The following is a 25101-nucleotide window of genomic DNA, read 5'->3' as shown; positions in this document are numbered from 1 at the left end:
AGTGTCTCCATAGAGCGAAATCCAACTTCCGCAATGTGGAAGGAACAGCCCAAGATGTTCGACGCAAACCTGTCCATGCTCTTCACGGAGCTGCCCTTGCTGGAACGCCCGCAAGCGGCGCGGGCCGCCGGGTTCGACGCGGTCGAGATCTGGTGGCCGTTCGCGGACGCCGTACCCGAGACACGGGAGATCGAGGCGTTCGAGAACGCCGTCGTCGACGCGCAGGTGCGCCTCGTCGGCCTCAACTTCTTCGCGGGCGACATGCCGGCGGGAGATCGCGGGCTCGCGAGCTGGCCGGGCCGCGAGACGGAGTTCCGGACGAACGTCGAGATCACCACGGCCATCGCGGCCCGCCTCGGCTGCCGCACGCTCAACGCGTTGCACGGCAACTTCGAGACGACCGCGCAGACCGTCTCCAACTACCGCTTCGCCGCCGACGTCGCGGCGGAGATCGGCGCCCAGCTCGTGATCGAACCGCTCAGCGGCGCGCCGAAGTACCCGATCAAGACCGCCCACCAGGCGTTCGAGCTCATCGACGAGATCGACCGCGGCAACGTGAAGCTGCTCGCGGACCTCTACCACCTCGCCACGAACGGCGACGACCTCGACCTCCTCGCCGACCACGTCGACCGCATCGGTCACGTGCAGATCGCAGACGCTCCCGGACGCGGTGAGCCCGGCACCGGCGAGCTCGACCTCTTCGGGCACCTGCAGAAACTCCGCGCCAACGGCTACACGGGCTTCGTCGGTGCCGAGTACAAGCCCGTCACCCACTCCTTTGCTTGGAGGGATCAAGCATGACTCGCATCGGTTTCATCGGCCTCGGCATCATGGGCAGCCCGATGGCGGCCCACCTCGTAGCCGCCGGGCACGACGTGACGGGCTTCGACCTCAGCTCGGCCTCGCTCGACAAGCTCGTCGCGGACGGCGGCAAGGCTGCTTCCACCGCACAAGAAGCCGTGAGCGGCGCCGAGGTCGTCATCACGATGCTGCCGAACCACCCGCAGGTCGAGGCGGTGATCGACGAGGTCACGTTCGACGACGGCACTCTGCTGGTCGACATGAGCACGATCCGCCCGTCCACGTCGATCGGGATCGCGAAGAAGCTGACGAACGTCCGCGTGCTCGACGCGCCGGTCAGCGGCGGTCAGACCGGTGCCGTGCAGGCGAGTCTGAGCATCATGGTCGGCGGCGACGAGGCCGACTTCGCCGCCGCCAGGCCGTTCCTGGAGGTCGTCGGCAAGACGATCGTCCACGTCGGACCGCACGGCGCGGGCCAGGTCGTGAAGGCCGCGAACCAGCTGATGGTCGGCGGCATCTACGCCCTCGTGGCCGAGTCGATCGTGCTGCTGGAGGCGTCCGGCGTGGACCCGAAGGCGGGTCTCGACGTGCTCGCGGGCGGTCTCGCGGCGAACCGGATCCTGGACCTGAAGCGCGAGTCGATGATCGCGCGGGAGTTCCAGCCCGGCTTCCGGATCGACCTGCACCACAAGGACATGGGCATCGCACTGGACGCGGCACGCGCCGCCGACGTCGCGCTGCCGGTCACCAACCAGATCGCCGCACTGGTCGCGGCGGCACGCGCGCAGGGTTACGGGTCGCTCGACCACTCCGCGCTGCTCAAGGTCATCGAGAACTTCGCGGGAAGGTCCTGACAAATGCCGAAGATCCCAGTCATGCAAGCGGTCGTCGAGGTCCTGAAGTCCGAGGGCATCGACACCGTGTTCGGCTGCCCCGGCGCCGCGATCCTGCCGCTGTACAAGGCGATGGAGCAGGACGGTTCGATCGAGCACCTCATCGTGCGGCACGAGGAGGGCGCCACGCACATGGCGGACGGCTGGTCGCGCACGACCGGAAACGTCGGCGTCGCGATCGGCACCTCTGGTCCCGCCGGCACGAACATGATCACCGGGCTCTACACCGCGCAGGCCGACTCCGTGCCGATCCTCTGCATCACCGGCCAGGCCGCGGTGTCGAAGCTGCACCAGGAGGCGTTCCAGGCCGTCGACATCGTCTCGATCGCCGCTCCCGTCACGAAGTGGGCGGTGCAGGTCAAGGAAGCCGCGCAGATGCCGTGGATCTTCCGCGAGGCGTTCCGGATCGCCCGCTCCGGCCGGCCGGGCCCGGTCCTGATCGACCTGCCGATCGACGTTCAGAAGCAGGAGATCGAGTGGGATTCGAGCATCGACGAACCGTTGCCGGTGCCCAAAGTCGTGCCCTCCGACGCACGGGTCGAGCGCGCGCTGGAGATGTTGCTGGCTGCGGAACGCCCACTGCTGCTCGCCGGTGGCGGTGTCATCCTCGGCGAGGCGTCCGCCGAGTTGCTGGACCTGGCTGAGTTCCTGCAGATCCCGATCCAGGCCACGCTGATGGGCAAGGGCGCGATCGACGAGGACCACCCGCTGTACGCGGGCATGACCGGCATCCAGACCTCGCAGCGCTACGGCAACGCGTCGTTCCTGGAGTCGGACCTGGTGCTGGCGCTGGGCGCGCGCTTCGGCGACCGGCACACCGGTGACCTCGCGACCTACCGCGGCGACCGGAAGTTCATCCACGTCGACGTCGAGCCGACGCAGATCGGCAAGGTGTTCGGACCCGATCTCGGGATCGTCGCGGACACCAAGCTGTTCCTGCAGGCACTCCTCGAAAAGGCGAAGGCACGGGGACCGCGGGTGGCCGGCGAGTGGGTCGACCGCTGCCAGGAGCTCAAGCGGACGCTGCCGCGCCGCGAGGACTTCGAGACCGTGCCGGTCAAGGCGCCGCGGGTCTTCAAGGAGATCAACGAGTTCTACGGCCCGGACACCTACTTCGTCACAGCCATCGGGCTCTACCAGATCTGGTCCGGCCAGCACCAGAAGGCGCACAAGCCGCGGCACTACCAGGTCTGCGGCCAGGCAGGACCGCTCGGCTGGGAGATCCCGGCGGCGATCGGCGTGAAGAAGGCGCGGCCCGACGCCGAGGTCGTCGGCATCGTCGGCGACTACTCGTTCCAGTTCCTCGTGGAGGAGCTCGCGGTCGGCGCCCAGTACGACGTGCCGTTCGTGCTGATCATGCTGAACAACGAGTACCTCGGCCTGATCAGGATGGCCGAGGACCACGGTGGCTACGACATGAAGTACGAGGTCGACATCCACTACGACACGAGCGGCTCGGACAACGTGAAGATCATGGAGGCCTACGGCTGCTCCGGCGTCCGGGTCGCCGATCCGAGCGAGATCCGCGGCTCGCTGGAGTGGGCGCGCAAGGAGGCCGACCGCACGTCCCGGCCGGTGCTCGTGGAGATCATGATCGAACGCGAGGGCAACACCGCGAACGGCACGTCGATCGCCGCGATGAAGGAATTCGAGCCGCTGCCGTGAGTTCAGTGATCGTCGCGCCGGACAAGTTCAAGGGATCGCTCACCGCCCCGCAGGTCGCTGCCGCCGTCGCGCGCGGCCTGCGGGAGGCGGTCCCGGACGTGGACGTGCGCCTCCTCCCGGTGGCCGACGGCGGCGACGGCACCGTCGACGCCGCCGTCGCCGCCGGGTTCGTGAAGGTGGGGCGCTGGGTCACCGGACCCGCCGGTCGGCCCGTGCCCGCGTCCTTCGCGGTCAAGGGCACGACCGCCGTGGTCGAGGTGGCCTCGGCGGCCGGGCTGACGTTGTTGGAGCGGCCCGCGCCCCTCGACGCCACCAGCTACGGCGTCGGTGAGCTGCTGAAAGCCGCTCTGGACGTCGGCTGCACCACGATCGTGCTCGGGCTGGGCGGCAGCGCGTGCACGGACGGCGGCGCGGGGATGCTGGAGGCGCTGGGCAAGGCGTCGTTCGACGGCGTCGACCTGGTGCTGGCCTCGGACGTGGACAACCCGCTGCTCGGTCCTTCCGGCGCCGCGGCGGTCTACGGGCCGCAGAAGGGAGCGTCACCCGAGCAGGTGAAGATCCTCGAAGCGCGACTCGAAGCGTTCGCCCAGCGCGTCGGCCCCGTGCACGCGTCGGAACCGGGAGCGGGTGCGGCCGGTGGGATCGGGTTCGCGGCGCTCGCGGTGCTGGGTGCGCGGTTCCGGCCGGGCATCGAGGTGGTGCTGGAACTGGCCGGGTTCGCGCAGGCCGTGGCGGACGCGTCGCTGGTGATCACGGGCGAGGGGTCCCTGGACGCGCAGACCCGGCACGGCAAGGCGCCGTACGGGGTGGTCAAGGCCTCGGGTGACGTGCCGGTGGTCGCGGTGGCGGGGCAGTGCTCGGTCGAACCCGGTGACCTGGGGCTCAAGGCCGCTTACGCACTGTTGGACGTCGAACCGGACGTGACCCGGTGCATGGCTCAGGCGGAGACGCTGCTGGTTGATCTCGGCGGTCGCATCGCCCGCGACTGGGTGTCAGAGTGAGTGCCATGGACCTGGTCTTCCGCGCCCGCAGGGTCGTGACCCCGCAGGGTGAGATCGCGTGCGACGTCGGTGTGACCGACGGCCGGATCGTGGCCGTCGAACCGCGCATCGACTCGCCGAACGTCGTGCACCTGGCGGACGACGAGGTGTTGCTGCCAGGCCTGGTCGACACGCACGTGCACGTCAACGACCCCGGCCGCAGCGACTGGGAGGGCTTCGAGACCGCGACCAGGGCCGCCGCGGCCGGTGGCGTCACGACGATCATCGACATGCCGCTCAACAGCATCCCGCCGACGGTCGAGGTGGCGGCGCTGGAGATCAAGCGCAAGGCCGCCGCGGCCGTGTCGGTGGACGTCGGGTTCTGGGGCGGCATCGTCCCCGGCAACCTCGCCGACCTGAAGCCGTTGCACGAGGCCGGCGTCTTCGGCTTCAAGTGCTTCCTGCTGCACTCGGGCGTGGACGAGTTCCCGGCCGTCACGACCGCTGAACTCGAAGCGGCTCTGCGGCAGCTGGCCACGCTCGACGCGTTGACGATCGTGCACGCCGAGGACGCGCACACGGTTCGTGACTCGGAGCCGGACTACGCGGGCTTCCTGGCGTCACGGCCGCGCGAGGCCGAGAACAAGGCGATCAGCGACGTCGTGGAGCTGACCCGCAGGACCGGCGCCCGCACGCACGTCCTGCACCTCTCGTCGTCGGACGCGCTCTCCATCCTGGAGGCCGCGAAGCGCGAGAGCCTGCGGATCACCGCGGAGACCTGCCCGCACTACCTCACGTTCACCGCCGAGGAGATCCACGACGGCCAGACGGAGTTCAAGTGCTGCCCGCCGATCCGCGAGGCGGAGAACCGCGAGGCGTTGTGGCAGGGGCTGCGCGACGGCGTGATCGACCTGGTCGTCAGCGACCACTCGCCGAGCACGGTGGAGCTGAAGGAAGGCGACTTCGCGACGGCGTGGGGTGGCATCGCGTCGTTGCAGCTCGGTCTGCCGGCGGTGTGGACGGGCGCACGGCAGCGCGGCTTCCAGCTCACGGACGTCGTTCGCTGGATGGCGACGCATCCGGCGCGTCAGGTCGGGTTGGAGACCAAGGGCGCCATCGAGGTCGGCAAGGACGCGGACCTCGTGGTGTTCGCACCGGACGAGACCTTCCTGGTGGACAAGAACAAGCTCCACCACCGCAACCCGGTCACGCCGTACCACGGCCGCACGCTGAACGGCGTTGTCCGGCAGACGTGGTTGCGCGGCAAGGAAATCAGCCAGACCAGGGCAAGTTCGCCCAAAGGAAAGCTGCTCAGAAGAGGAGAAGCATGACCGAGTGGACCCGGCTCCCCGACCTCGCCTCGCGCGCGGTCGGAGGTGGTGTGGTGTGGGCGAACGACGAGCTGTTCGCCGAGCGGGAGAACCTGATCAAGCCCGCCGAGCCGGTCTACCAGACCTACACCTTCGGTCACAAAGGCCAGGTCTACGACGGCTGGGAGACCCGCCGCCGTCGTGAGGAGGGCGTGGACCAGGCGGTGGTCAGGCTCGGCATGCCCGGCGTCGTGCGCGGCGTCGTGGTCGACACGGCGTTCTTCAAGGGCAACTACCCGCCGTTCTGCTGGGTCGAGGGCGCCCAGGTCGACGGCTATCCGGGCGCCGACGAGATCACCGAGTGGTTCCCGCTGGTCGAACGCACCGCGCTGAAGGGCGACGAGAAGCACTACTTCGACGTCACCGAAGGACGTCGCGTCACGCACGTACGGCTGACCATCGACCCGGACGGCGGTGTGGCTCGGTTGCGCGTGCACGGCGAACCGCTCGCGGACCCGCGTCTGCTCGTGGGTGGCATCGACCTCGCCGCGCTGGAGAACGGTGCCGTCGTCACCGGCTGCAGCAACATGTTCTACAGCTCGCCCAACAACCTCATCGCCCCTGGTCAGGCCACGGTCATGGGGGAGGGCTGGGAGACCGCGCGCCGGCGTGACGACGGCAACGACTGGGTGTCGCTCAGGCTCGCCGCGCCCGGTGCCGTGCAGCTCGTCGAGCTCGACACCAGCCACTTCAAGGGCAACGCGCCGGGCTGGGCGTCCGTCCGCGGCTGCGACGAGCGCGCGGACCCGGACACGTGGTTCGACCTGCTCCCGCGCACCCGGCTGCAGCCCGACACGCGGCACCGGTTCGTCGTGGACGCGACCGAGGCGACGGCGGTCCGGCTCGACATCTATCCGGACGGCGGAATGGCGCGCCTCCGAATCCTCGGCACCCCTACGAGTGACGGTCTAGCGCATCTGCGGGAGATGTGGGCCAAAACGACTAACTGACGGTGGTTGTCCGACCACGGTCTGATTCGGATCCCTACCTAGGTTGGTTGTCTGCGTCACACGATCGGTGGAAGCGTTCCTCCCGCAAGTTCGGGGATCCAGGGAGGAATTCCATGCAACCGATGGTGCGCGCCTTTGGTGCCGCGATCGCCAGTTCTGCATTGGTTCTAGGAGCGAGTCAGGTCGCGATCGCGGCTCCGGAAGGGCAGCCGGAGTACCAGGTCGGCGCGGTCGACTGGAAGCCGTGCGAGGAGAAGCCGACGGTCGACTGCGGCTTCCTCGAGTTGCCGATCGACTACTCGAAGCCGAACGGTGAGAAGTTCAAGCTGGCCGTGTCGCGTCTCAAGGCGGCCGACCCGTCCAAGCGCATCGGCGCGATGGTGATCAACCCCGGTGGACCGGGTGGTTCGGGCGTCGACTTCTCGATGTTCGCGGACCAGTACTTCAGCAAGGAGATCATCGACAAGTTCGACGTCATCGGGTTCGACCCGCGTGGTGTCGCGCGCAGTGCGCCGATCAAGTGCTCCGCGGAGTTGCTGCAGAAGACGCCGTCGAGCTACCCGAAGACCAAGGCCGAGTTCGACGCGCTGGTCACGTTCAACAAGGTGCTGCGCGAGGACTGCGCCAAGCAGAGCGGCGCGATCTTCAACTTCGCCTCGACCGCGGAGGTGGCGCAGGACATCGACTCCATCCGCCGCGCGCTGGGCGAGAAGAAGATCAACTACTACGGCATCTCGTACGGCACGATCATGGGCCAGCACTACGCGGAGAAGTTCGGCAAGAACATCCGCGCCATGATCATCGACTCCAACATGGACCACAGCCTCGGCACCAAGCAGTTCCTCGACTCCGAGGCGCGCACGGCCGAGGACTCGTTCAACGAGTGGATCAAGTGGAACGACCGGGACGCGTCGTCGCCGTTCCACGGCCAGGACCTCCGCAAGATCTGGAAGGACCTGCTGGCCAAGGCGGAGCGCGGCGAGGTGCCCGCACCCTGGGACCCGAACGCCAAGCTGACGCCGGAGGACCTCGGCGGTGGCGTGGTCAGCATGGCCTACGGGCCGAACTGGAAGGGCTTCGCCGACCAGATCAAGCAGATCATCGACGGCGCGCAGGCCCCGAAGGCGGCCTTCTCGGCGTTCGCCGCCGAGGAGACGTTCGACAACCCGTTCCCGGGCATCTTCTGCAACGACTACAACCTCCGCGTCAGCTCGTGGGGCGAGTACCAGTCGCTGGTGAAGTCCGAGTACCGGATCGCGCCGAACACGCGTGGCTCGTCGCTCGGCCACGGCGCCATGATGGGCTGTGTCGGGTTCCCGAAGGCCACGAACCCGCAGCGCACGCTGAAGATCAAGAACTCGCCGAAGATCCTGCTCACCAACGCCAAGCACGACCCGGCGACGGCGTACGAGTGGGCGGTCAACGCGCACCGTCAGACCCGTGACACCACCGTCTTCGTGACCTACGAAGGCTGGGGCCACGGCGTCTACGACCGCAGCGAGTGCACCCTGAAGATCAACAACGAGTACCTGGTCTCGCTGAAGCTGCCGCGCAGTGGCACGTCGTGTGCCGCTGTTGAGCCGCCGGCCGAGGCGTCGATCATGTCCGCGAAGCCGCGGATCCCGGCGGGCCCGTTCTCGGTTCGCTAACGCTGGTCAACTGCTATACCCCCGGTGTATACCCCGGGGGTATAGTCCTGCGCCATGGCTGGCCTGTGGTGGCCTCGCGGTAAGGGTGCGTGGGCGCGTTTCGCGTTCACGGCAGCCGGTGTGGCCGTTGGTGTCACGGTGTTGATGCTCTGCCTCGCTGCCCAGGGTGCGTTGCAGGGCCGTTCCGACCGTTCGGCGTGGCAGTACACGCGCGCGGACACGCCTGGCACCGGCTCTGTGGGCTGGCTGGCCGTCACCGACTACTTCCGCGGCGAGCAGATGCTGCGGATCCACGTCGCCGACGTTGGCCCCTCTTCGCCTTCGCCGGGCTTTCCGTTGCCGCGTCCCGGTGAAGTCGTCGCCTCTCCGGCGATGCAGCGGTTGTTCGAGTCCACTCCGGACGATCAACTCGATGATCGTTATCCGGGCGTGGTCGTCGGCACGATTCCGGTGGACCTGCTGGCCCATCCCGCGCAGCTCGTCGCCGTGGTCGGCGGGCAGGTACCTGGCATGTTCACCGCGTCCGGCATCGCTGCCGAGCCTGACCACGCGTTCTTCGCGTTCACCCGGATCGTTCTCGGGATCGCGGCGTTGCTGCTGCTCGTACCGGTCGCGGTGTTCGTGGCGATGGCGACCAGGATCGCCGCGGCCCAGCGGGAACGCCGCCTGGCCGCGTTGAGGCTGGTCGGCGCCACCCGATCGCAGACGGCGTTGATCGCGGCCGCCGAGACCGGGATCGCGGCTGTGGCGGGAACGTTCGCGGGGTGGCTCGCCTATGAGGGCCTGCGTCGAGTGCTCGCTTCTTCCGTGACGTACGAGGGGTTCCCGTTCCACGCCGCCGATGTGCGCGCGCCGTTGGCCGTGCTGGCTCTCGTGCCGTTGCTCGCGGTCGTGGTCTCCGTGGTCTCGTTGCGCCGGGTCGACATCGGGCCGCTCGGGATCATCAGGCGTGCCGCGTCGAAGCCGCCGACCGCGGTGCGCGTGCTGCCTCTGGTGCTCGGCCTCGGCGGGTTGTTCCTGGTCACGTACACCTCGTCCGCCGGTTTCGACGAGCTGGCGCCGTTGTTCGGGATCGCGACTGTTGTCGGCGTGGCGATCGTGGGGCCCTGGGTGTGCCTGCAGATCGGACGGCTGCTCGCGCACGCCTCCAACGCCACGACGGTGCTGGCCGCGCGCCGGATCGAGCAGGACCCGAAGGCGTCGTTCCGGGCCGCGAGCGCGCTGGTGTTCGCGGCTTTCGCGGCTACCTACCTCAGTGGTCTGGTCAGCGCGTACGGCGATCTGCCCGGCGCGGCCACCCCGCCTGGCGTCGTGACCGTGTTCGACGGCCGCGACCGTCAGATCGTCAGCGACGGCACGGTGGCCGACGAGGAACGCATCCGCACTCGCGAGGCCGTCGCCGCACCACGAGCCATCATCAACACCCGCCGCGAGTTCGTGCTGCGCGAGCAACGGCTCTGGGACGACGTCGAGTCCGTCGTCCACTTCGCTCTTGTCGTCGTGGTGGTGGTCGCGGGGTGCGGTCTGGCGGCAGGGGCGGTGGGAGGGGTGCTCGAACGGCGGCGGTCGTTCGCGTTGCTGCGGGCGTCCGGCACGACGCTCGGCCAGCTGCGCAGGGTCGTGTTGCTGGAGACGGGTGTGCCGCTGGTGGCGATGACCGGGCTCGGCGTGGCGCTCGGCGTGCTCACGCTGGTCGCGACGAAGGGACCGTTGCCGACGCTCGGGTTCGCGGTCGTGGCCGCGTGCGGGCTGGTGGCGGCGTTGCTGATCGCCTCGACACCGCTGGCACTGCTGGGGCGGAGCACCGGGCCGGAGTCGGTCCGCCGCGAATGACCGTGGACTCGGAGTGGCCGGCGGACCCGTCGCGCACAGTCGCGATGCCCCGGAAGGGGAGCCTCCGACTACTTCCCGCGACTACTTCTCGTTATCACCCCGACGCCGTGAGGTGGCCGAATCGAGTCCGTGAACGCCGCGAAACGTGGACGTAACACGTCCACGTCGACAGTTCACCTCCGCGAAACGTTGGGCGTGGGTGGGTGAAACAGGACCTCTCGATGCTCCCTGCAACCGACGTGCAGTGGAGGTCGAAGTGGATACAGGGGACACCGCCTGGGTGCTCACCAGCGCCGCATTGGTGCTGCTGATGACGCCGGGCCTTGCCTTCTTCTACGGAGGCATGGTCCGTTCGAAGAGCGTGCTCAACATGATGATGATGAGCCTGGGCGCGATGGCCGTGGTCGGTGTCCTCTGGGTGCTGTTCGGGTACTCGACGGCATTCGGCGCGGACGTCGGCGGAGGCCTGCTGGGCAAGCCGTTCGAGTTCTTCGGCCTTGACGGGCTGCTGGGCGCCGACTCGCTGGCGGGCAAGATCCCGAGCACCGTGTTCGTGGCGTTCCAGGCGATGTTCGCGATCATCACGGTCGCGCTGATCTCCGGTGCGATCGCGGACCGAGCCCGCTTCGGCCCGTGGCTGCTGTTCGCCGGCCTGTGGGCGACGATCGTGTACTTCCCGGTCGCGCACTGGGTGTTCGACTTCGACGGCAAGGACGAGGCCGGCAACGTCATCGACCCCGGTGGCTGGATCGCCAACAAGCTCCTCGCGATCGACTTCGCCGGTGGTACGGCGGTGCACATCAACGCCGGTGCCGCTGGTCTGGCTCTCGCGATCGTGCTCGGCAAGCGCGTCGGCTGGCCGAAGGAGCCGATGAAGCCGCACAGCCTGCCGCTGGTCGTGCTCGGCGCCGGTCTGCTGTGGTTCGGCTGGTTCGGGTTCAACGCCGGTTCGGCTCTCGGTGCCAACGGCCTCGCCGGTGTCACGTTCATCAACACGCTCGTCGCCACCTGCGCGGCGATGCTCGGCTGGATGCTCACGGAACGCATCCGTGACGGCAAGGCCACCACGCTGGGTGCCGCGTCCGGTGTCATCGCCGGCCTGGTCGCGATCACGCCCGCCTGTTCGTCGGTCACCCCGGTCGGTGCCATCGCGGTCGGTGCGATCACCGGTGTCCTCTGCGCCCTGGCCGTGTCGCTCAAGTACCGCTTCGGCTTCGACGACTCGCTCGACGTCGTCGGCGTGCACCTCGTCGGTGGTCTGTCCGGCACGATCCTGATCGGCCTGTTCGCCAGCGAGGCGGCCCCGGCCAAGATCAACGGTCTGTTCTACGGCGGCGGCGTCGACCAGCTCTGGCGTCAGGCCGTCGGTGCGTTCGCGGTGCTCGGTTACTCCTTCGTCCTGAGCCTCGCGCTCGGTTACCTGGTGAAGTTCACCGTCGGCTTCCGCGCGTCGGAAGAGGCCGAGGTCGCGAGCATCGACGAGGCTGAGCACGCTGAGCGCGCCTACGAGTACGGCAGCCTCACCAGCGCGCGTGGTACCGGCAAGCCGAGCGTGGCCGCGGGCGCGACCGCGGTTCTCGAGGGGAGCAACAAGAAATGAAGCTGGTCACCGCGATCATCAAGCCGTTCACGCTGGACGACGTGAAGGGCGCCCTCGAACAGCTCGGGGTGCTGGGCATGACGGTCAGTGAAGTGCAGGGCTACGGGCGTCAGAAGGGCCACACCGAGGTCTACCGCGGTGCGGAGTACTCGGTGGACTTCGTGCCCAAGATCAAGATCGAGGTCGTCATCGACGACACCGCCGTCGAGAAGGTGCTGGAAGCGGTGGTCGAGGCCGCCCGCACCGGCAAGATCGGCGACGGCAAGGTGTGGGTGACTCCGGTCGAAACCGTCGTTCGTGTGCGCACGGGCGAACGTGGATCGGACGCGCTTTAACAACTAGGAGACGGCCCGTGGAGAACAACCAAACGGCCGTCGTCACGGCTGACGACCTGGTGCGAGCACGCGAAAGGCTGCTCGTGCCAGGTCGTCGTCGCTTGGCCGCCGAACCTTTGCGCGAAGCACTCGTGGACCTGCACGAGTTCTGGTTGACCAAACATGCGGGGGGAGCGGGGATATCCGGATCGGGTATCGCGCTCGTGGCGGTCGGCGGGCTGGGGCGGCGCGAGCTCGTGCCCTATTCCGACCTGGATCTGGTCCTGGTGCACAACGGCGTCAAGAACGTCGACGAGATAGCCGAAAAGCTTTGGTATCCACTGTGGAACTCCGGCATCGGGCTCGACCACTCGGTCCGCACGGTCGGTGAAGCCCTGAGGGTCGCCGCGGGAGATCTGCGCACCGCGTTGGGACTGCTGGACATCCGCCACATCTCGGGCGACCCCGAGGTCACCCAGAAGCTCGCCGAAGGTTCGAAGCAGGCGTGGCGCGGGAACGTGCGCAACCGGCTGGACGAGATCGCCGAGTCGTCGCAGAAGCGCTGGGGCCGCAGCGGCGAGATCGCACACCGCGTCGAACCCGACCTCAAGCACGGCCGCGGTGGATTGCGGGACATCACGATCCTGGACGCCCTGTCGGTCGCGCAGGTGGTGGACAGACCGTCCGCCGACGTCGACGAAGCCCGCAAGCTGCTGCTGGACGTGCGCACCGAACTTCGTCGTGCCGCACGGAAACCTCGTGACGTGCTGCGGGCGCAGGACGGAGACGAGGTGGCGTCCGCGCTCGGTCTGACCGACCGCTTCGCTTTGGCCCGTTCGCTTTCCTCCGCCGCACGCACTGTCGTCTACGCGTTCGACGTGGCTATGCGGACCGCCCGTGCGGCCGCCCCGAAGCGTGGTCTCGGCGCGTTCCTGAGGGGACAGCCGCCGCGCAGGCCGTTGGATGAAGGCGTTGTGCTGCACGGGTCTGAAGTCTCGCTCGCGCGTGACGCGATTCCCAGCCGTGATCCGGCATTGTTGTTGCGCGTCGCGACGGCGGCGGCACGCAGCAAGCATCCGATCGCGACCGGAACGTTGTCCCGGCTCGCGGACTCGGCGCCGGAGCTGCGCCAGCCGTGGCCGCGCGAGGCCCGCGAGGAGCTGCTGGCGTTGCTGGGCAGCGGCAGTGGGCTCGTGGACGTCGTGGAAGCGTTGGACCGCACGGACCTGTGGGGCCGGCTGTTCCCCGAGTGGGGTGCGGTGCGGGACCTGCCGCCGCGCGACGCCGCGCACGTGTGGACGGTCGACCGGCACCTGGTGCAGACCGTCGCCCACGCGGCCCGGCTGGTGACCACGGTGTCGCGGCCCGACCTGTTGCTGCTGGGCGCGTTGATCCACGACATCGGCAAGGGCCGGCAGCAGGACCACTCCGAGGTCGGGGCCGCGCTGGCGACCCAGATCGGCGAGCGGATCGGGCTGTGGCCGCAGGACGTCGAGACGTTGTCGATGATGGTGCGCCACCACCTGCTGTTGCCGCACACCGCGACCCGGCGCGACGTCGAGGACGAGGCGACCGTGCACCGCGTGGTGGAGACGCTCGGCGGCGACGCGGTTCTGCTGGAACTGCTGTACGCGCTGGCGGAGTCGGACTCCATCGCGACCGGTCCCGGCGTGTGGACGGACTGGAAGGCCGCGCTGATGGCCGACCTGGTCTCCCGCTGCCGCAAGGCGATGGCGGGGGAGGCGTTGCCCAAGCCGGAACCGCTCGACCCCGTGCACGTGGCGATGGCGGAACGCGTTGCGGCGTCGGGGAAACCGGACGTGCTGTTGGAGAAGCAGGACCACGCGGCGGTCGTGACGGTGATCGCGCCGGACCGTCCAGGACTGCTGTCCAAGGCCGCCGGCGTGCTCGCGTTGAACTCGCTGGAGGTCCACGCGGCGACGTTGCACTCGCACGGCGGAGCGACGGTGGACGCGTTCACGGTGTCACCGCGGTTCGGCTCGCTGCCGGACGCGGCGCTGCTGCGCGAACAGCTGTCCAGGGCCATCGACGGTTCGTTGCCGTTGGCCGACAAGCTCGCCGCGAAGGAACGCGACTACGGCGGCCCGCCGCTCGACCCGCCGCCCTCGAAGGTGCTGTGGTTCGACGACGAGGCGACCGGCGCGGTGGTGCTGGAACTGCGGGCCGCCGACCGGATCGGGCTGCTGCACCGCGTGGCAGGGGCGCTGGAGCAGTGCGGTGCCGACGTGCAGTGGGCGCGCGTGTCCACGTTGGGCGCGACGGTCGTCGACTCGTTCAGCATCGCGGGCTCCGACCTCGACCGGCGCCGGATCGAACGGGCGGTGCTCGACGCGGCCAGGTAGAGGTTGAGTAGCTCTACGCACAACCTCTCCGGGTGCTCACGCTCCTGCGCGGTTCCGAAACACGGCAGTGTTCGTGGTGTCCGGAAAGCGTCCTCGAGGGGTGGATCGCTTCCCGGACGGGCAGAGGGTGGTGGTGACGAGTGACGGCGCCGGGGGAGGTACCGCGCACTCGCACCACCGCCGCTGTTTCCCGGTTCTGACAACGAGACAGCTTCCTGGACAACCTTCGCGCCGTCCGGGCAGTGTCAGGTTCTCGTTGTTCTGACTGGGGAGGAAGAACGTTGAGAACCGCCATGGTGGCCGCCGTCGTCGCGGCCCTGATCATTCCCGCCACCGCTCAAGCGGCCCCGCTGGCCGTGGAAGACCTCGGCACGTTGCCGGGTGATCTCCGGAGCACGGCGATCGACATCAACGACTCCGGCTCGATCGCCGGCGTCTCCTACGGCACAGGCACCTCGCAGCACGCCGTGCGCTGGGACCGTTGGGACGGCATCAAGAAGCTCGCGGACCTCGGCTTCGACTCGTGGGCGGCAGCCATCAGCCGCGACAACGTCGTCGTCGGTTATGCCGTGACCTCCGCGGGCGCGACACAGGCCGTGAAGTGGAACTCCTCCGGGACTCTGGTCCAGTTGGCCGTCGCGGGGGCGACGAGTTCGGTCGCCTACGACATCAACGATTCCGGCACCGTCATCGGCACCGCCACGATCAACGGCGTCAGCCAGGTGGTGCGGTGGGAGTCGTGGGGCGAGGCGAGGGTCCTCGGCACGGGCAGCGCGTTGCGCATCACCAACGGCGACTGGGTCATCGGCACCAGTGGTGCCGACGTGGTCCGGTGGAACGCTTCTGGCGTGCGGACCGTGCTCGACACGGGCACGTTCGCCGGGGTCAACCAACTCGGCGACGCGGTCGGCACCACGAGCGCGGGTGGCGTGCTGTGGTTGCGCAGCGGCAAGACCCAGCTGGGAGCCGGCGCGCGGCCGTCCGACATCAACGACAACGGGGCGGCGGTCGGCGTCGTGTCGTCCCAGGCGACCCGTTGGGACGTCTTCGGCGGTGGGGTGGAGACGCTGGCATCCGCGCCGTCGACCGCTTCCGAGGTGAACAGCTCCTGGCTCGTCGCGGGCACCGTCGGCACCTCCGCGGCGACCTGGGACATGGCGGGCACGCAGACGTTGCTGCCGACGCTGCCGGGTGCCGCACGTCACTCCGTGAGCGGACTGAGCGATGTCGGGCAGGTCATCGGTGTCGCGAACTTCGCCAACGGCACCTATCGCGCCGTTGTCTGGCGCTGAACCCCCGTGCATTTCAGCCGAAATCGGACCAAACTGAACGAGAAGGATGGTCAAGACGTCTTCTAGGACATGACCGCCGTGTTGAACACGCAGACCGCAGTCGTCCGAGTGCGCCCGCGCTCGCTCGTAGTCCTCGCCGGGATTCCCGGCGCGGGCAAGACGACGCTGCTCACCCGCCTCGACGCGGACGAGCCGGTCACCGTGCTCGACTCCGACCAGGTGCGCTCGTGGCTGGAACCGCGCGTACCCCTCCCGTACAAGTACTGGCGCGTCTTCGTGCACCTCACGCACCGGCTGCGCGTGTTCTGGGCAGCGATGTTCTGCGCGGGCCTGCTGGTGGTGCACGAGCCGTCCACCAGGCCCGGCACGCGCTTCATGCTGGTGCTCGCCGGACTGCTGTCGGGGCGTTCCCGCCACTTCCTGTGGCTGGACGCCTCGGCGGCCCAGGCCCTGGACGGCCAGATCGCTCGAAAGCGCGTCGTCCGCACTCACGCTTTCGAGCGACACGTCCGCCGCGGTTCGTCGATGCGCGCGCAGTTCGAGGCTGGTTGGGTGCCGTTCGGATTCAGCGGCGTGACGCTCCTCACCCGTGCGAGGACGTCGGGTGGTCTGCGCATCATGGTGTCGTGATCAAGGCTGTCCTCTTCGACTTCGCAGGCACCCTCTTCGGGCGCCCGACCTACCAATGGCTCTCGCCGCGGCACCTCACGGTGCTGCGGGCCCCGGCGCCGTTCGTGGCGCGAATGAACGCCGCCGAGCGCGCGGTGTGGGACGCCCGTGACCTCACGGCGCTGGCCAACCGTTCCGCCCACTGGACCCTGTTCCGGCTGGCGGGGCTCACGATGACCGACGAGTTGTTCCAGCGCCTGCACAACCCGGCGTTCTGGCTGCCCTACACCGACACGGCCGCGGCCCTGAACGTCGTGAAGCCGCTGAAGGTCGGGGTGCTGAGCAACATCTCGTGGGACATCCGCCGCGTGTTCGCGCGTGAGTCGCTGTCCGTGGACGCCTTCGCCTTGTCCTACGAGATCGGCGTCTCGAAGCCGTCCGCACGCGCTTTCGACGCCGCCTGCGTCCGGCTCGACGTCGAGCCGTCCGAGTGCCTGTACGTCGGCGACGATCCGGTGGCGGATGGAGCAGCGGTGTCGGCCGGGCTGCGGTTCGCGCAGATCTCCACTGCTCCGGTCGGACGTCGTGAGCCGGTGCTCCTGGATGCCCTGGCGAGCCACGGGATCGGGTGAACGTTCGGTTAGCTAGTCTGGACGACGTGTTCTCCACGCTTTCCGACCGGCTGACCACGGTTCTCCAGGGCCTTCGCGGCAAGGGCCGGCTCAGCGACGCCGACATCGACGCGACCGCCCGCGAGATCAGGGTCGCCCTGCTCGAGGCCGACGTCGCGCTGCCCGTTGTGCGCAACTTCATCGCGAAGGTGAAGGAGCGCGCCAAGGGCGCCGAGGTCCACCAGGCGCTGAACCCGGCGCAGCAGGTCGTGAAGATCGTCAACGAGGAGCTCGTCAACGTCCTCGGTGGCGAGACGCGGCGGCTGAACCTCGCGAAGAACCCACCTTCGGTGATCATGCTGGCGGGTCTGCAGGGTGCCGGTAAGACGACGCTCGCGGGCAAGCTGGCCAAATGGCTCAAGGGCCAGGGCCACACCCCGCTGCTCGTCGCCGCCGACCTGCAGCGCCCGAACGCGGTGACGCAGCTCCAGGTCGTCGGTGAGCGCGCGGGCGTGCCCGTCTTCGCTCCCGAGCCCGGCAACGGCGTGGGCAACCCCGTCGAGGTCTCGCGCCTCGGCATCGCGGAGGCCAAGGCCAAGCAGCACGACATCGTTCTCGTCGACACGGCCGGCCGGCTGGGCGTCGACGAGGAGATGATGCAGCAGGCCATCGACATCCGGGCCGCCGTCAGCCCCGACGAGATCCTGTTCGTGGTCGACGCGATGGTCGGTCAGGACGCGATCAACACCGCCACGGCGTTCCGCGACGGCGTCGGCTTCACCGGTGTCGTGCTCACCAAGCTCGACGGTGACGCCCGCGGTGGTGCCGCGCTGTCGGTCCGCGAGGTCACCGGCCAGCCGATCCTCTTCGCGTCCAACGGTGAGAAGCTCGAGGACTTCGACGTCTTCCACCCGGACCGGATGGCGTCGCGCATCCTCGGCATGGGTGACGTCCTCACCCTGATCGAGCAGGCCGAGCAGCACTTCGACCAGGATCAGGCCGAGAAGGCCGCGGCGAAGCTGCACTCCGGCCAGTTGACGCTGGAGGACTTCCTCGAGCAGATGCTCGCGATCCGCAAGATGGGCCCGATCGCGAACCTGCTCGGCATGCTGCCCGGCGCCGGGCAGATGAAGGACCAGCTCGGGATGCTGGACGAGAAGCACCTCGACCGCATCCAGGCGATCATCCGCGGCATGACCCCGGCCGAGCGCGACGACCCCAAGCTGATCAACGGCTCCCGCCGGCTGCGCATCGCGAACGGGTCCGGCGTCAAGGTCAGCGACGTCAACGACCTGGTCAACCGCTTCTTCGAGGCCCGCAAGATGATGGCGTCGATGGCCGGCCGGATGGGCTTCGGCGGCGGTGGCGGCAGCAAGACCCGCAAGGGCAAGAAGGGGAAGAAGGGCAAGGGCGGACGCGGCCCGACGCCCCCCAAGATCAAGGGCGGCTTCCCGCCCGGGATGTTCCCCGGTGGCATGCCGGGCATGCCTCCCGGCGGGATTCCGGGCATGCCTCCCGGTGGTGGCCTGCCGAACCTGGGCGGCCTGAACGAGCTTCCGCCCGGTTTCGACCCGACGAAGTTCAAGTTCGACGGGGACGACAAGAAGAAGTGACCATGCACCTGCGCGGCGTCGTCCTGCCGGACGGCGAGCCGCGGGACCTGTGGGTCGTCAACGGCCGTGTCCGCACCCAGCCGGTGCCGAACGCGCAGACCGTCGTCGACGGCGGGTTCCTGGTTCCGGGCCTGGTCGACGCGCACTGCCACGTCGGCCTGGGCCCGCAGGGCGGCGTCGAGCTGCCAGAAGCCGTCGAGCAGGCGCTCACGGACCGCGCCGCGGGCACGTTGCTGATCCGCGACTGCGGCTCACCGATCGACACGACGCCGTTGCAGGAACGCCTCGACCTGCCGCGGATCATCCGGTCCGGCCGGCACATCGCCCGCCCGAAGCGCTACCTCCCGCACATCGGCGTGGAGGTCGAGTCGGATCTGGCGACGGCCGTGGCCGAGCAGGCCGCGTACGGCGACGGCTGGGTCAAGCTCGTCGGCGACTGGATCGACCGCGGCGAGGGCGATCTCGCTCCACTGTGGACGGACGAGGAGCTGGCCCAGGCCATCAAGGTCGCCCACGCCGCCGGCGCGAAGGTCACGGCCCACGTGTTCGGAGAGGACGCGCTGCCGGGCCTGATCAACGCGGGCATCGACTGCATCGAGCACGGCACCGGCCTGACCGGCGACACGATCTCGCTGATGGCCGAGCGCGGCACCGCGCTGGTGCCCACGCTGATCAACATCGAGACGTTCCCCGGCATCGCGGACAAGGCCGGCAAGTACCCCAAGTACGCGAACCACATGCGTGACCTGCACGCACGCGTCTCCACCACCGTGGCGTCCGCGATCGAGGCGGGCGTCCCGGTCTACGCGGGCACCGACGCGGGCGGTGGCATCCAGCACGGCCGCATCGTCGACGAGATCGTCGCGCTGCACGGCGTGGGGATGAGCGCTCTGGACGCCATCGGCGCCGCGTCGTGGGGTGCTCGCGAGTGGCTCGGCTTCCCGTCGCTGACCGAGGGCGCGGCCGCGGACATCGTCGTCTACGACGAGGACCCGCGGGAGAACCTGGAGGTCCTCCGGACGCCGCGCATGATCATGCTCAGGGGCCGGATCCACTAGTCCTGGAACTGGGCCATTGCACCGATCTGGTACGAGCCGCCCTTCTGGTGCGTGATGACGGCCATCCGGTTGGCGGCGTTGATCAGCCCGAGCAGGCAGATCAGCGCCGCGACCTGCTCGTCGTCGAAGTGCTTGCGGACGTTCTCCCAGGTCTCGTCGCTCACGCCGTCCCTGGTGAGCAGGGTGCCCTCCTCGGTGAACGCCAGCGCGGCCTGCTCGGCCTCGGTGAACACCGTGGTCTCGCGCCACCCGGCCACCAGGTGCAGGCGCAGCGGGTCCTCGCCGGCCGCGATGGCCTCCTTGACGTGCATGTCGAGGCAGAAGCCGCAGCCGTTCAGCTGGCTCGCCCGGAGGCTGACCAGTTCCGCCGTGATGGTGGGCAGCGACGTCTGGTGCACGGCCTGCCCGAGGCCCGCGAACCGCTTCGCGATCTTGCTGCCGGTCTCGGTGCCGAAGAGGTTGAAGCGCGGTTCCATGACTGTTTCCTCCCTCGTGGACTTGCTTGACGACCACGAGATGCCGCTGCCCCCGATCCTGTGACTGTGATCCAGCCCACTGTCACAAACGGCCGCCGGCTGGTGTCTTGTGTCCATGGACGCCGCCACCGACACGTTCGTCAGCCACCGCAACCTCCTCTTCACGATCGCCTACGAGATGCTCGGCTCGGCCGCCGACGCCGAGGACGTGCTGCAGGAGACCTGGCTGAAGTGGTCGGGCGTGGAGCACGGCTGCGTCGAGAACCACCGCGCCTACCTGGTCCGGATCGTCACCCGCCAGGCCCTCGGCCGCCTGCGCACCCTGGGCCGCCGCAAGGAGTCCTACGTCGGCTCCTGGCTGCCGGAGCCGTTGCTGACTGCCCCGGACGTCGCCGAGGACGTCGAACTGGCCGACAGCGTCTCGATGGCGGTGATGCTGGTCCTCGAAACCCTCACCCCGACCGAGCGGGCGGTCTTCGTCCTGCGCGAGGTCTTCGACCTGGACTACGACGAGATCGCCGCCGCCGTCGACAAGAACCCGGCCGCCGTCCGCCAGATCGCCCACCGGGCCCGCTCGCACGTGGCCGCCCGCCGGCCGCGCGAGGTCGTGACGCAGGCGGCGTCCCGCGAGGCACTGGCGGCCTTCCGGCGCGCCACCGAAACGGGTGATCTCCAGGCCCTGCTGGACCTGCTGGCACCGGACGTCGTGTTCCTCGGCGACGGCGGCGGCGTGAAGCAGGCGGTCCCGCGTCCCGTCACGGGTGCTTCGAAGGTGGCGCGGATGCTGCTCGGCGGCCTGCTGAAGGTCACCGGATGGACGATGGAACCCGCCCAGGTCAACGGATACCCGGCTCTGGTCGTGCGGTTCGACGGCGAACTGGACACCGTGATCGCGGTGCGCGTGGAGGACGGCCGCATCAGCGGCCTGTACGCGGTGCGCAACCCGGCCAAGCTCTCGCACATGGGGCAGGAGACGACGCTGCGGCGCTGATGATCAGCGGCGCAGGGGTTTAGTCGCAGCCTTTGTTCGCCGATCCACACACCAGGAGTGGGACATCCGGCGGGGACTCGATCTGACCATCTTTTGGCCAGGTGCTTGGCCCCGTTCGTGTCGGTGCCGCACAGTAGCCTCGGATTCGGGGGCGGCAGCGTCCCCCGAGGGGGCTCGCGGTCCCCACTCCAAGCGTATCGCGAGGCACCGACAGCGCATCGGTGCTTCAGAAGCCGTCGATCGCGAGGTGGGCTGATCATGAGTGTGTCAGTGCCTGCTGTTCGTCCGCTGGTAGCCGCCGCGTGACTAGATTGCAGAGCGTGAGTGAAGCGGAATCCCTGGAGCCGAAGCGCGGCTTCATCGAGAGCGTGCGGGACATCAGCCGCAACCCGGAGCCCGAGCGGGTCGGCCAGCGCTGGGGGTTCGGCGCGTTCCTGCTGGTGGAAGCCGTTTTCATCCTGAGTGCCGTGTTCATCACGGCGATCACGAAGCAGTTCGGCGTGAACCTGTTCGAGTCGGTGCCGCTGGTCCTGGTCGGCTTCATCGTGCCGACGATCCTCGCGGCCGGCACCGCCATCGTGATCACGTACGTCCGCGGCAACGGTCCGAAGATCGACCTGCGCCTGAGCATGACCAAAGAGGACCTGGCCACAGGTCTGAAGCTGGGCATCCTCGGCCTCGTCCTCACCTACTCCGCCGCCACGCTCTGGACGATGGTCGTCGGCGAGGAGAACGCCACGAGCGCGGTCGGCGACCTGCTGTCCGGCTCGACGCTGCCGCTCTACGCGGCGATCACGATGTTCCTCTACGTGAGCCTCATCGGGCCGGTCTGCGAGGAGATCATCTACCGCGGCCTGCTGTGGGGCGCCGTCGAACGCCAGGGCTGGAGCCGCTGGGCCGCGTTCGGGCTCACCACGGTGATCTTCGCGATCGGTCACTTCGAGCCGCTGCGCACGTCGTTGCTGCTGGTGATCGCCATTCCGATCGGCATAGCCCGGCTGCTCACCCGCAGGCTCGGAGCGAGCATCGTGGCGCACGTGATGAACAACTTCCTGCCGGGACTCACGCTCCTGCTCGCCTCGGTCGGGGTCATGTGATGGACCTGAACAGCGATCTCGGCGAGGGCTTCGGCATCTGGAAGCTCGGCGACGACAGTGCGCTGCTGGGCGTCATCACCAGCGCCAACGTCGCGTGCGGCTTCCACGCCGGTGATCCGTCCACGATGCGCAAGGTCTGCGAAGAGGCCGCCAAGAACGGCGTGAAGATCGGTGCCCAGGTCAGTTACCGCGACCTGGCCGGGTTCGGGCGGCGGTTCATCGACGTCGATCCCACCGAACTGGCCGACGAGGTGCTGTACCAAATCGGTGCGCTCGACGCGTGTGCGCGAGCAGCAGGCGCCGAGGTCGCGTACGTGAAGCCGCACGGCGCGCTTTACAACGCGACGGTGCACCACGAGAAGCAGGCCAAAGCCGTGGTCGACGGCGTCAAGGCGTTCAAGGACCTGCCCGTTCTCGGCCTGCCCGGCTCCCAACTGCTCGAGAAGGCCGCTCTGGCAGGTCTGAGGCCGGTCCAGGAGGCGTTCGCCGACCGCGGCTACACCCCGGAAGGCACGCTGGTCCCGCGCAGCCAGCCGAACGCCCTGCTCACCGACACCGCGCAGATCGTCGAACGGGCGCACCGGCTGCTCCAGGGCGAACTCGTCGCCGTCGACGGCACGGTCCTCAAGACCAGCGCGGAGTCGTTGTGCGTGCACGGCGACACGCCAGGAGCGGTCGCGCACGCGCGTGCCGTGAAGGAAGCGCTCGGCGCCGTGGAGCCGTTCGCGTAGGACCCGATTCGGATCCACCGGTCCCCATCTGGCAGAATTGCTCGCTGTCCGTCGTGGCCGGCCCCTCTGCCCGGGCCACGACTGTGCGAATCATCAACACAGAGCTTCGAGGAGTACCAGGCCAATGGCCGTCAAGATCAAGCTTCAGCGTCTCGGCAAGATCCGCCAGCCGTACTACCGCATCGTGGTCGCCGACGCGCGCACCCGTCGCGACGGCAAGGCCATCGAGACGATCGGCAAGTACCACCCCAAGGAAGAGCCGTCGTTCATCGCGGTCGACTCCGAGCGCGCGCAGTACTGGCTGGGTGTCGGCGCGCAGCCGACCGAGTCGGTCCAGCGCCTGCTGGAGATCACCGGTGACTGGCAGAAGTTCAAGGGCCTGCCGGGCACCGAGGGCACGCTGCGCGTCAAGGAGCCGAAGACCCCGAAGGCCGAGCTCTTCGCCGCCGCGCTCGCCGCCGCGAACGAGGAGCCGATGACCGACGCCACCACGCCGAAGGCGAAGAAGGCCAAGAAGGCCGACGACGCTCCCAAGGCTGAGGCCGAGGCGCCCAAGGACGAGGCGTGAGTTTGTTGGCTGACGCCCTCGAACACCTCGTTCGCGGCATCGTCGACCACCCGGACGAGGTCCGGGTGAATCTCGTCACGACCCGCCGCGGCCGCACCCTCGAGGTTCACGTCCACCCGGACGACCTCGGCAAGGTGATCGGTCGTGGCGGTCGCACCGCGACGGCTCTGCGCACCGTGATGGCCGGTATCGGTGGTCGTGGTGTCCGGGTCGACGTCGTCGACACCGACCGCTGAACGAAGCTGCAAAGGGCAAATGGACGTCGTCGTCGGCCGTGTGGCCAAGGCGCACGGGATCACTGGTGAACTGGCCATTGACGTGCGCACTGATTCACCCGAGTTGCGTTTCGCGCTCGGGCAGAAGATTCAGGCCAAGCTGCGTGACGGCACGTCCCGAAGCCTCACCGTGTCAGCCGCCCGGCCTCATGCCGGGCGGCTGCTCGTGCGTTTCGAGGAAGTCGTCACGCGCGACGTCGCGGAGTCGTTGCGCGGCACGTTGTTGCTGGGCAGCACCGACGACCTGCCGCCGACCGGCGACCCCGACGAGTTCTACGACCACGAGCTCGAAGGGCTCACGGCCGAACTCGTCGACGGCACGAAGATCGGCACGGTCAAGGAGATCCTGCACGGCCCCGGCGGTGAGCTGCTCGTGGTCATCCGTGACAGCGGGGAAGCGCTGATCCCGTTCGTGCGCGAGATCGTGCCCACTGTGGACGTTCGCGGCGGCCGTGTCGTGATCGACCCGCCAGAGGGCCTGCTCGATGCAGATTGACGTCGTCACGATCTTCCCCGAGTACCTGGCGCCGCTGCGTGCCGCGTTGCTCGGGAAGGCGATCGACAAGGGCCTGATCAGCGTCGGCGTGCACGACCTGCGTGACTGGACCCAGGACGTGCACAAGGCTGTCGACGACAGCCCGTACGGCGGTGGGCCCGGCATGGTCATGAAGGCCGACATCTGGGGTCCTGCCCTGGATGACGTCTGCACGGACGAGACGCGTCTCATCGTGCCGACGCCGGCCGGACGTCCGTTCACGCAGGAAGTCGCGCACGAGTACGCGAACGAGTCGCATCTCGTGTTCGCGTGTGGTCGCTACGAAGGCATTGACCAGCGTGTGGTCGATGACGCCGCACGGCGCGTACGCGTCGATGAGGTGTCCATCGGGGACTACGTGCTCGTCGGTGGCGAAGTGGCGGTGCTCGCGATCGTGGAAGCGGTCGCACGGCTGCTGCCCGGCGTGCTCGGCAACCCGAAGTCGCACGCCGAGGACTCGTTCCAGGACGGGCTGCTCGAAGGGCCGAGTTACACGCGGCCCGAGGTGTGGCGCGAGCTCGCGGTGCCGGACGTGCTGCGTTCCGGCAATCACAGGCTGATCAATCGCTGGCGTCGTGACCAGTCACTCGCCCGAACCTTCGAACGGCGTCCTGACCTGCTGGAATCGCTGCCGGCGGAGGCGTTCGACAAGCACGACCGAGCCCTGCTCGCGCACCTGCGCGAGGGCGAGGAGTAGTTCCGATTTCATTCCGGAGTGCCTGGTCTGGCACACTGGAACAGTTGCCGCAGCCGGTGTCATGTCGGCGTGCGCACCAAGCCGAGCCCCCACCATGTCGTGCACAGCCATGGAACATGCTCTGGGGAGT

At 68.6% G+C, this 25101-nt stretch carries 24 protein-coding genes; 23 read left to right on the top strand and 1 reads right to left on the bottom strand.

Annotated features, from left to right (window positions below):
• Positions 1 to 54 precede the first annotated feature (54 nt).
• The 16 genes from SK854_RS25255 (at position 55) to SK854_RS25180 (ending at position 19601) form a co-directional block, all read left to right on the top strand.
• Positions 55 to 801, top strand: coding sequence for a hydroxypyruvate isomerase family protein (locus SK854_RS25255; RefSeq protein WP_319977578.1), 747 nt, complete (start codon positions 55 to 57; stop codon positions 799 to 801).
• On the top strand, positions 798 to 1655 hold the full coding sequence (locus SK854_RS25250; RefSeq protein ID WP_319977577.1) for an NAD(P)-dependent oxidoreductase: 858 nt from the start codon (positions 798 to 800) through the stop codon (positions 1653 to 1655). The genes SK854_RS25255 and SK854_RS25250 overlap by 4 nt, the downstream gene beginning before the upstream one ends.
• Positions 1656 to 1658: 3 nt before the next feature.
• A complete protein-coding gene (gcl, locus tag SK854_RS25245) occupies positions 1659 to 3359 on the top strand; it encodes a glyoxylate carboligase (RefSeq protein ID WP_319977576.1) in 1701 nt (566 codons plus the stop codon).
• Positions 3356 to 4360 (top strand): glycerate kinase family protein, encoded by a 1005-nt coding sequence (locus tag SK854_RS25240; RefSeq protein WP_319977575.1) that lies wholly within the window; start codon positions 3356 to 3358, stop codon positions 4358 to 4360. Before gcl ends, SK854_RS25240 begins: the two co-directional genes overlap by 4 nt.
• Positions 4361 to 4365: 5 nt before the next feature.
• Positions 4366 to 5670 (top strand): allantoinase AllB, encoded by a 1305-nt coding sequence (gene allB, locus SK854_RS25235; protein WP_319977574.1) that lies wholly within the window; start codon positions 4366 to 4368, stop codon positions 5668 to 5670.
• Complete coding sequence (gene alc, locus SK854_RS25230; protein WP_319977573.1) at positions 5667 to 6659, top strand: allantoicase; 993 nt, start codon at positions 5667 to 5669, stop codon at positions 6657 to 6659. Before allB ends, alc begins: the two co-directional genes overlap by 4 nt.
• Before the next feature lie 113 nt (positions 6660 to 6772).
• Positions 6773 to 8308: an alpha/beta hydrolase gene (locus SK854_RS25225; RefSeq protein ID WP_319977572.1), complete on the top strand. Its 1536-nt coding sequence runs from the start codon at positions 6773 to 6775 to the stop codon at positions 8306 to 8308.
• 54 nt (positions 8309 to 8362) lie between these two features.
• A complete protein-coding gene (locus tag SK854_RS25220) occupies positions 8363 to 10141 on the top strand; it encodes an FtsX-like permease family protein (RefSeq protein ID WP_319977571.1) in 1779 nt (592 codons plus the stop codon).
• Positions 10142 to 10397: 256 nt separating this feature from the next.
• Positions 10398 to 11741: an ammonium transporter gene (locus SK854_RS25215; protein ID WP_319977570.1), complete on the top strand. Its 1344-nt coding sequence runs from the start codon at positions 10398 to 10400 to the stop codon at positions 11739 to 11741.
• The gene (locus SK854_RS25210) at positions 11738 to 12076 is read left to right on the top strand and encodes a P-II family nitrogen regulator (RefSeq protein WP_030479675.1); all 339 of its coding nucleotides are present in this window, start codon (positions 11738 to 11740) and stop codon (positions 12074 to 12076) included. The genes SK854_RS25215 and SK854_RS25210 overlap by 4 nt, the downstream gene beginning before the upstream one ends.
• A 17-nt stretch (positions 12077 to 12093) precedes the next feature.
• Positions 12094 to 14418: a [protein-PII] uridylyltransferase gene (locus SK854_RS25205; RefSeq protein ID WP_319977569.1), complete on the top strand. Its 2325-nt coding sequence runs from the start codon at positions 12094 to 12096 to the stop codon at positions 14416 to 14418.
• A 281-nt stretch (positions 14419 to 14699) separates the two neighbouring features.
• Complete coding sequence (locus tag SK854_RS25200) at positions 14700 to 15710, top strand: hypothetical protein (RefSeq protein WP_319977568.1); 1011 nt, start codon at positions 14700 to 14702, stop codon at positions 15708 to 15710.
• Positions 15711 to 15779: 69 nt separating this feature from the next.
• Positions 15780 to 16340: an AAA family ATPase gene (locus tag SK854_RS25195; protein WP_319977567.1), complete on the top strand. Its 561-nt coding sequence runs from the start codon at positions 15780 to 15782 to the stop codon at positions 16338 to 16340.
• Positions 16337 to 16951 carry an HAD family hydrolase gene (locus tag SK854_RS25190; RefSeq protein ID WP_319977566.1) on the top strand — a complete coding sequence of 205 codons (615 nt, stop codon included), beginning with the start codon at positions 16337 to 16339 and terminating at the stop codon, positions 16949 to 16951. Before SK854_RS25195 ends, SK854_RS25190 begins: the two co-directional genes overlap by 4 nt.
• Positions 16952 to 16977: 26 nt before the next feature.
• On the top strand, positions 16978 to 18543 hold the full coding sequence (gene ffh / locus SK854_RS25185; RefSeq protein WP_319977565.1) for a signal recognition particle protein: 1566 nt from the start codon (positions 16978 to 16980) through the stop codon (positions 18541 to 18543).
• Positions 18544 to 18545: 2 nt separating this feature from the next.
• Positions 18546 to 19601 carry an amidohydrolase family protein gene (locus SK854_RS25180; protein WP_319977862.1) on the top strand — a complete coding sequence of 352 codons (1056 nt, stop codon included), beginning with the start codon at positions 18546 to 18548 and terminating at the stop codon, positions 19599 to 19601.
• Here SK854_RS25180 and SK854_RS25175 read toward each other — a convergent pair.
• Entirely contained in the window at positions 19598 to 20077 is a 480-nt protein-coding gene (locus SK854_RS25175; protein ID WP_319977564.1) for a carboxymuconolactone decarboxylase family protein, read from the bottom strand. The genes SK854_RS25180 and SK854_RS25175 overlap by 4 nt on opposite strands.
• A gap of 115 nt (positions 20078 to 20192) precedes the next feature.
• On the opposite strand from SK854_RS25175, the gene SK854_RS25170 reads away from it, so the two are divergent.
• From SK854_RS25170 to trmD, 7 genes are all read left to right on the top strand, one after another.
• The gene (locus SK854_RS25170) at positions 20193 to 21068 is read left to right on the top strand and encodes an RNA polymerase sigma-70 factor (protein WP_319977563.1); all 876 of its coding nucleotides are present in this window, start codon (positions 20193 to 20195) and stop codon (positions 21066 to 21068) included.
• 320 nt (positions 21069 to 21388) lie between these two features.
• The gene (locus SK854_RS25165) at positions 21389 to 22165 is read left to right on the top strand and encodes a CPBP family intramembrane glutamic endopeptidase (protein WP_319977562.1); all 777 of its coding nucleotides are present in this window, start codon (positions 21389 to 21391) and stop codon (positions 22163 to 22165) included.
• A complete protein-coding gene (locus tag SK854_RS25160) occupies positions 22165 to 22896 on the top strand; it encodes a LamB/YcsF family protein (protein WP_319977561.1) in 732 nt (243 codons plus the stop codon). The genes SK854_RS25165 and SK854_RS25160 overlap by 1 nt, the downstream gene beginning before the upstream one ends.
• Before the next feature lie 124 nt (positions 22897 to 23020).
• The gene (gene rpsP / locus SK854_RS25155) at positions 23021 to 23464 is read left to right on the top strand and encodes a 30S ribosomal protein S16 (RefSeq protein WP_319977560.1); all 444 of its coding nucleotides are present in this window, start codon (positions 23021 to 23023) and stop codon (positions 23462 to 23464) included.
• Positions 23461 to 23700, top strand: coding sequence for an RNA-binding protein (locus SK854_RS25150; RefSeq protein ID WP_030479664.1), 240 nt, complete (start codon positions 23461 to 23463; stop codon positions 23698 to 23700). Before rpsP ends, SK854_RS25150 begins: the two co-directional genes overlap by 4 nt.
• Before the next feature lie 19 nt (positions 23701 to 23719).
• Positions 23720 to 24235: a ribosome maturation factor RimM gene (rimM, locus tag SK854_RS25145; protein ID WP_093593367.1), complete on the top strand. Its 516-nt coding sequence runs from the start codon at positions 23720 to 23722 to the stop codon at positions 24233 to 24235.
• Positions 24225 to 24971 carry a tRNA (guanosine(37)-N1)-methyltransferase TrmD gene (gene trmD / locus SK854_RS25140; protein WP_319977559.1) on the top strand — a complete coding sequence of 249 codons (747 nt, stop codon included), beginning with the start codon at positions 24225 to 24227 and terminating at the stop codon, positions 24969 to 24971. Before rimM ends, trmD begins: the two co-directional genes overlap by 11 nt.
• The last annotated feature ends 130 nt before the right edge of the window (positions 24972 to 25101 follow it).

It is taken from the genome of Lentzea sokolovensis (assembly GCF_033949975.1).
Taxonomy (GTDB): Bacteria; Actinomycetota; Actinomycetes; order Mycobacteriales; family Pseudonocardiaceae; genus Lentzea; species Lentzea sokolovensis.
The sequence above is the reverse complement of the archived record's forward strand: the minus strand, read 5'-3'. Positions and strand labels throughout refer to the sequence as shown.

Coding starts and splice junctions, on each gene's coding strand:
- SK854_RS25255 (WP_319977578.1), top strand. CDS start 55: ATGTTCGACGCAAACCTGTCCATGCTCTTCACGGAGCTGCCCTTGCTG.
- SK854_RS25250 (WP_319977577.1), top strand. CDS start 798: ATGACTCGCATCGGTTTCATCGGCCTCGGCATCATGGGCAGCCCGATG.
- gcl (WP_319977576.1), top strand. CDS start 1,659: ATGCCGAAGATCCCAGTCATGCAAGCGGTCGTCGAGGTCCTGAAGTCC.
- allB (WP_319977574.1), top strand. CDS start 4,366: ATGGACCTGGTCTTCCGCGCCCGCAGGGTCGTGACCCCGCAGGGTGAG.
- alc (WP_319977573.1), top strand. CDS start 5,667: ATGACCGAGTGGACCCGGCTCCCCGACCTCGCCTCGCGCGCGGTCGGA.
- SK854_RS25225 (WP_319977572.1), top strand. CDS start 6,773: ATGCAACCGATGGTGCGCGCCTTTGGTGCCGCGATCGCCAGTTCTGCA.
- SK854_RS25220 (WP_319977571.1), top strand. CDS start 8,363: ATGGCTGGCCTGTGGTGGCCTCGCGGTAAGGGTGCGTGGGCGCGTTTC.
- SK854_RS25210 (WP_030479675.1), top strand. CDS start 11,738: ATGAAGCTGGTCACCGCGATCATCAAGCCGTTCACGCTGGACGACGTG.
- SK854_RS25195 (WP_319977567.1), top strand. CDS start 15,780: ATGACCGCCGTGTTGAACACGCAGACCGCAGTCGTCCGAGTGCGCCCG.
- SK854_RS25180 (WP_319977862.1), top strand. CDS start 18,546: ATGCACCTGCGCGGCGTCGTCCTGCCGGACGGCGAGCCGCGGGACCTG.
- SK854_RS25175 (WP_319977564.1), bottom strand. CDS start 20,077: ATGGAACCGCGCTTCAACCTCTTCGGCACCGAGACCGGCAGCAAGATC.
- SK854_RS25170 (WP_319977563.1), top strand. CDS start 20,193: ATGGACGCCGCCACCGACACGTTCGTCAGCCACCGCAACCTCCTCTTC.
- SK854_RS25160 (WP_319977561.1), top strand. CDS start 22,165: ATGGACCTGAACAGCGATCTCGGCGAGGGCTTCGGCATCTGGAAGCTC.
- rpsP (WP_319977560.1), top strand. CDS start 23,021: ATGGCCGTCAAGATCAAGCTTCAGCGTCTCGGCAAGATCCGCCAGCCG.
- rimM (WP_093593367.1), top strand. CDS start 23,720: ATGGACGTCGTCGTCGGCCGTGTGGCCAAGGCGCACGGGATCACTGGT.
- trmD (WP_319977559.1), top strand. CDS start 24,225: ATGCAGATTGACGTCGTCACGATCTTCCCCGAGTACCTGGCGCCGCTG.